Source organism: Gammaproteobacteria bacterium, assembly GCA_035501935.1.
GTDB lineage: Bacteria > Pseudomonadota > Gammaproteobacteria > JAJPIJ01 > JAJPIJ01 > JAJPIJ01.
The window spans coordinates 1-5,671 of record DATJVC010000016.1 but is presented as its reverse complement, the minus strand read 5'-3'; the positions used below and the strand labels follow the sequence as shown (position 1 = coordinate 5,671).

Below are 5,671 nucleotides of genomic sequence, written 5' to 3'. Positions count from 1 at the left end.
GCTCACGTTGAGCGCGGAATGTTCGCGACCTTGTGTGTCGATCAACACCACGCCGGAGTAAACCTGGTGAGTGTGTCCAGATAATTGGCGCAGCATAGTGCGCGCCTGTTCCACCGTTTCCGCCTTGCCCAGGATGACGCCATCCAGAACCACTGCAGTATCCGCGCCCAACACCGGCGCCGGCTTACCCGACCGGACTTGCTCCCAACCTGCGCACGCCTTGGCCAGCGCCAGCCGCAGCACGTGCTTATCTACGGCTTCCTTGCCGTCCCAGGATTCGTCGATCTCGACCTTCAAGGTTTTGTATTCAACGCCGATCTGCTCCAGCAACTGTCGGCGGCGCGGCGATTGCGAAACAAGATATATCATTCCATCAATCCCGATGATAGGGATGGTTGCTCAACAAGCTCCAGGCGCGGTAGATCTGCTCGGCCACCACCACGCGCGCTAGCGCATGCGGCAGGGTCAACGGTGACAGCGACCAAAGCTCATCGGCGCATTTTTTCAACGCGGCATCCACGCCGTCCGCGCCGCCGATGATGAAGGCCACATCGCGCCCGTCCTGCGACCATCGTTGCAAGCGCTGGCTCAACTGTTTGCTGTTCCAGTCTTTGCCGCGCTCATCGAGCACCACGAGGTACGCATCTTCAGGACAAGCGCGCTGGACACGTTCGCCTTCCTCCCGCATGTAATCGCGTGCTGCCTTGCCGGATGTGCGATTAACCGGTGGTATTTCCGTCAGTCGCAAGGCCCATGGCGATGGCAGGCGACGTGCGTAATCCTGGAATCCCGCCGCGACCCAGGCCGGCATGCGCTTGCCCACGGCGATCAGATGAAGATGCATGCGGGGATGTCAGACCGTCTGCGCGTGATCCGCGGCGGTGTCTTTCCAGAGTTTTTCCAGCTGATAGAAGGCGCGGGTCAGTGGGTGCATGGCATGCACGATCACGTCGCCGAGATCGACCAGCACCCATTCACCGCCCTCGTAACCTTCCAGCCCGAGCGGTTTCAGGTGCAGTTCCGCCGCTGCCTCGATCACCCTGTCGGCCATGGCACGCACCTGCCGGTTGGAGCGGCCGCTGGCGATAATCATGTAGTCGGTCATGGAAGTCAGCCGGCGCACGTCCAGCAGGTGAATGTGATCGGCCTTGACGTCTTCCAGCGCGTGGACCATGCGCTCGGCGAGTTTTTGCGGTGTATATATGAGTTTCGTCATTGATACAGGCGGTGGTGATGAATGTATTCCGCGACGGTTGTCGGCAGCAGGGCGTCCAGACTTTCACCGGCGCGCGCGCGGTGGCGGATCAGGGAGGAGGAAATATCCAGCGCCTCGATATCGCAAAGATAGATCCCACCCTTGGGCGATCGGGCGAGCAGCGCGGGATCAGCCGCCTGATGCGCGCGCATCAATTCAGCCAGTTCATCGGGGAGTTGCCGGGAAGCGCCGGGACGGTGTGCCACCAGAAGATGTGCCAGCTCGGGGATGCGCCGCCACTCATGCCATTGCGGCAGGCCACGGAAGGCATCCATGCCGAGAATCAAACATAGCGGTTGATCATGCAGTTCAGCGCGCAAGGATTCGAGTGTCTCAACCGTATACGAAATTCCATTACGCCGCAATTCGCGCTGATCCACGATTAGTCCCGGCTCGCCGCGCAAGGCGAGTTCCAGCATTTCCAGCCGCTGTGACGGCGTGGCGAGAGGCGGCTCGCGATGTGGCGGTTGGTATGACGGGATGAACCTTACCTCCGCCAAGTCCGCCCGCTGCCGCAGGGTGCGGGCGAGATGGAGATGCCCGTTGTGCACCGGATCGAAACTGCCGCCTAAAATCCCGATGGGTTTCAATCGCGCAGAAATCGGGTGGACGAATTTTCAACTGCGGATATGACCGTCACCAATCACAATCCATTTTTTGGAGGTGAGCCCTTCCAGGCCGACCGGCCCGCGGGCGTGGAACTTGTCGGTGCTGATGCCGATCTCGGCGCCAAGGCCGTATTCATAGCCGTCGGCGAAGCGCGTCGAGGCGTTGACCATCACCGAGCTCGAATCCACCTCAGTCAGGAAGCGGCGGGCATGCGTGATGTCCTCGGTGACGATGCTGTCGGTGTGCTGTGAACCGTAACGTCGGATATGGTCGATGGCCTCATCCAGACCGCTGACGATGCGGATGGAGAGGATCGGCGCAAGATACTCCGTGCGCCAGTCTTCCTCGGTCGCCTTCCTGGCCTGCGGCACCAGCTTGCGGGTCTTGTCGCAGCCGCGCAATTCGACCTTCTGCTCAAGATACAGCGGGACCAGCCGGTCGAGCGCCAACTCAGCCACCGCCTCGGCAATGAGCAGCGTCTCCATGGTGTTGCAGGTGCCGTAGCGCTGGCATTTGGCGTTGAAGGCGATGCGTTCGGCCTTGTCGAGATCGGCGCGGTCATCGATGTACACATGGCAGATGCCGTCGAGATGCTTCAGCACCGGGATGCGCGCCTCGCGGCTGATGCGCTCGATGAGACCCTTGCCGCCACGCGGTACGATGAGATCCACGTATTCGTTCATCGTCACCAGCTCGCCGACGGCGGCGCGATCGGTGGTATCGATGACCTGCACGGCGTCGCGCGGCAGGCCGGCGGCTTCGAGGCCCGCGTGGATGCAGTCGGCGATGGCCCGGTTGGAGCGCAGCGATTCCGAACCGCCGCGCAGGATGACGGCGTTGCCGGCCTTGAGGCACAAAGCGGCGGCGTCCGCGGTCACGTTGGGGCGCGACTCGTAGATGATCCCGATGACCCCCAGCGGCACGCGCATGGTGCCGACCTGGATGCCGGAGGGGCGGTAGCGCAGATCGCTGATCTCGCCGATGGGATCAACGAGCGCCGCGACTTCAATCACGCCATCCACCATCGCCTGCACGCGCTTGGGATTGAGTTCCAGCCTGTCCTTGAGCGCTTCGTCCAGATTCTCGCCGGCGCGCAAATCCTCGCCGTTGGTCTTCAGGATTGCCGCCTGCTCCTTGGCGATCTGTTTGGCGGCGGCAAGCAACGCATTATTTTTTGCGTGCGTGTCCGCGCGCGCCATGATCACGGCTGCGGCGCGCGCCCGCCGGCCCACATCGCGCATATAACTCTTGATGTCGATGTCGTTCATAACGATTGAAACAATGGTTTGCCGGCCAGGTTCAGGCACAGGCCTGTCAGCTCTTCCCACGGCTGGCCTTGCGCGACGCCCTTCACGACGCGATCGACGCGTATGGCCTCGCGCAGCAGCCGTTTTAATTTTTCCGCGCCCAGCCGCCGCGCCGCTGTTTTCAACAATGATTCGCGTTGGCCAAACATTTTATAGCCCGGAATATTTTCCTCCGGACGGCGACCCTGCGCCAGCAGATTGAGCGCACGCAACTCGCGCGTCAGGTTCCAGCAGACCAGCACTGGCTCGACGCCCTCGTCGCGCAGGCCGCGCAGCATGCGCACGGCGCGTGCCGCATCGCCCGCCAGCGCGCTGTCAGGCAGGCTGAAGAGATCATAACGCGCGCTGTTGCCGACCGCCGCCATGACCTCGGCGACGTCGATGGTCTTGCCGCCGTACAACAGGGCAAGTTTGTCGATGTCCTGCGCGGCCGCCAGCAGGTTGCCTTCATCGCGATCCGCGAGCAACCGCACCGCATCCGGCGTGGCATCCACTCCATGCACCTGCAACCGCGCCCTGATCCAGACCGCCATTTCTCCCGCCTTCAACGGCCAGACCTGCACCAGCACGCCCCGCGCGTCGATGGCCCTGGTCCAGCCGGTTTGCAAGGTCTTGCCGTCGAGCTTGCCGCTGCTGATCAATAGCATCACATCGGGTGACGGCCGTTCGCAGTATTGGATGATGGCCTCGGCGCCCGCGGCGCCCGGCTTGCCATCGCCCAGCCGCAGTTCGATCAACTGCCGGCTGGAAAAAAGCGAAAGGCTGTCGGCGGTGAATCGCAGCGCCGGCCAGTCGATGCCAGTTTCCACGTCCAGCACGGTGCGGTCGCCATAACCCTGCGCCCGCGCGGCGGCGCGGATCGCATCCTGGCATTCCATGGATTGCAGCGGCTCGTCGCCCGTGATCAGGTAAACCGGGGCCAGTTCTTTTTTGAGCGAAGTCCGCAGTTGTTCCGGCGTGCGTCTCATGGACGCGCGGAGACCGGCTGTGCCGGCGCGGGATGCAGGGCCTGCAGGCGGCGCATGATGGTCTCCGCGGCATCCGTGCGCATTTCCGCCTGCAGGGTGTTTTCTTCGAGCGACTTGCCGAGCACGGAAGCCTCGTCGAAGGTGAAATTGCGCCGCAGATCGATGGGCGTTTCCGCGAGCAATACGGTGCCGTCCGGGCGGGTGACGCTCAATATGGTTTCGATGCCGATTTCGTACTCGCGCACCTTGCCGGTGCTGGGATCGACGGAAAGCACGCGGCGATCATATTTCTCCCGGTCAAGGTGAATAAGCGCGTCCGCCTCCTGAACGTTGCGCGCCAGCTTGACCTCGTAGATGTCCATCTGGTTGCGCAATTCGGCGGCCAATGTGGAAGCGCCGCTCTCCATGACATAGACGCGGCCCAGGTTCCAGCCGCCGCCGCCCGCCGCTGAGCCACGCAAGTGGTAGCCGCACCCGGCGATGAGGAGGGCAAAAAGGGTCAGCAATGTGCCGCGGAAGACCATGATGGGGTACCCGTTTTAAGGCTTTATCCGGCCACAATATTAACAAGTCTGCCCGGAACCAACACCACTTTTTTCACCGTCAGGCCGACTGTGTGTTTCCGCGCCGCCTCATGGGCCAGCGCGGCGGCCTCGATGGCCGCCCGATCTGCATCAGCCGCCACCCGCACGTTGCCGCGCATCTTGCCGTTGACCTGCAACACCAGCTCGATTTCATCCTGTTTCAGCGCCTTTTCGTCCGGTTCCGGCCAAGGCTCTTTCAGGATGTCATCGCCGTATCCCAGTTCCCGCCAAAGGTGATCCGTAATGTGCGGACAGATCGGATGCAGCACTCGGAGGAGAATCCACAGCCCCTCGGCAATAATCGTATACCGGGCGTGCATCGACGGCTCAAAGCTGGAGCCAGGGTGGGGCGTGATTGTCGAATCAACGGCGCCTGGTACATCTTGAATCGCTTCAGGGAGTTCATTTAGTGCTTTCATTCCTCCTGACGACACCGTATTGAACTGGTGACGGCCAAAGTCGAAATTGATTTGTTTCAGAAGCAGATGGATTTTCTGCCTGACATCGCGCTGATCGGGATGCAGCGTCTTAGGGTCGATCTGCTTATAACTCTCACTTTCTATGGCCTTATTGAGTAGATATTGTCCATACTCCGGCTTGGCCGCTGCCCAAATTCGTTTCAGGAAACGGTGAGCGCCTTCGACACCGGCATCGGACCATTCCAATGTCTGTTCGGGGGGTGATGCGAACATGATAAAGAATCGCGCAGTATCGGCGCCGTATTTTTCAATCAATGCCTGCGGATCAACGCCATTGCGCTTTGACTTCGACATGGTGCCCATGCCTTGGTAATCCACCGGCTGACTGTCGGTTCTTGATTTGGCGCCGGTGATTTTGCCGTCACTGTCGTGCTGCGGTTCCACTTCATCAGGCGCAAAATATTCGATGCCACCTTTGTCGGTGCGGCGCGAGTAGATGTGATTGAGCACCATGCCTTGGGTAAGCAGT

The 5,671-nt window shown here is 61.3% G+C and carries 8 protein-coding genes; all 8 read right to left on the bottom strand.

Going from position 1 to position 5,671, the window contains the following annotated elements:
- Nucleotides 1–369 (bottom strand): Maf family protein (locus VMH34_04095; GenBank protein ID HTT07952.1); only part of this gene is annotated, 369 nt, incomplete at its 3' end.
- 4 nt (nucleotides 370–373) lie between these two features.
- Nucleotides 374–844, bottom strand: coding sequence for a 23S rRNA (pseudouridine(1915)-N(3))-methyltransferase RlmH (gene rlmH / locus VMH34_04090; GenBank protein ID HTT07951.1), 471 nt, complete (start codon nucleotides 842–844; stop codon nucleotides 374–376).
- Between the two features lie 9 nt (nucleotides 845–853).
- Nucleotides 854–1,216, bottom strand: coding sequence for a ribosome silencing factor (gene rsfS, locus VMH34_04085; GenBank protein HTT07950.1), 363 nt, complete (start codon nucleotides 1,214–1,216; stop codon nucleotides 854–856).
- Nucleotides 1,213–1,845, bottom strand: a complete 633-nt coding sequence (gene nadD, locus VMH34_04080; GenBank protein ID HTT07949.1) for a nicotinate-nucleotide adenylyltransferase — start codon at nucleotides 1,843–1,845, stop codon at nucleotides 1,213–1,215. The genes rsfS and nadD overlap by 4 nt, the downstream gene beginning before the upstream one ends.
- Before the next feature lie 27 nt (nucleotides 1,846–1,872).
- Nucleotides 1,873–3,132, bottom strand: a complete 1,260-nt coding sequence (locus VMH34_04075; GenBank protein ID HTT07948.1) for a glutamate-5-semialdehyde dehydrogenase — start codon at nucleotides 3,130–3,132, stop codon at nucleotides 1,873–1,875.
- Nucleotides 3,129–4,139: a DNA polymerase III subunit delta gene (gene holA / locus VMH34_04070; GenBank protein HTT07947.1), complete on the bottom strand. Its 1,011-nt coding sequence runs from the start codon at nucleotides 4,137–4,139 to the stop codon at nucleotides 3,129–3,131. Before holA ends, VMH34_04075 begins: the two co-directional genes overlap by 4 nt.
- Nucleotides 4,136–4,663, bottom strand: coding sequence for an LPS assembly lipoprotein LptE (lptE, locus tag VMH34_04065; GenBank protein HTT07946.1), 528 nt, complete (start codon nucleotides 4,661–4,663; stop codon nucleotides 4,136–4,138). The genes holA and lptE overlap by 4 nt, the downstream gene beginning before the upstream one ends.
- Nucleotides 4,664–4,686: 23 nt before the next feature.
- Nucleotides 4,687–5,671: class I tRNA ligase family protein (locus tag VMH34_04060; GenBank protein HTT07945.1), on the bottom strand; the 985-nt coding region annotated here is incomplete at its 5' end.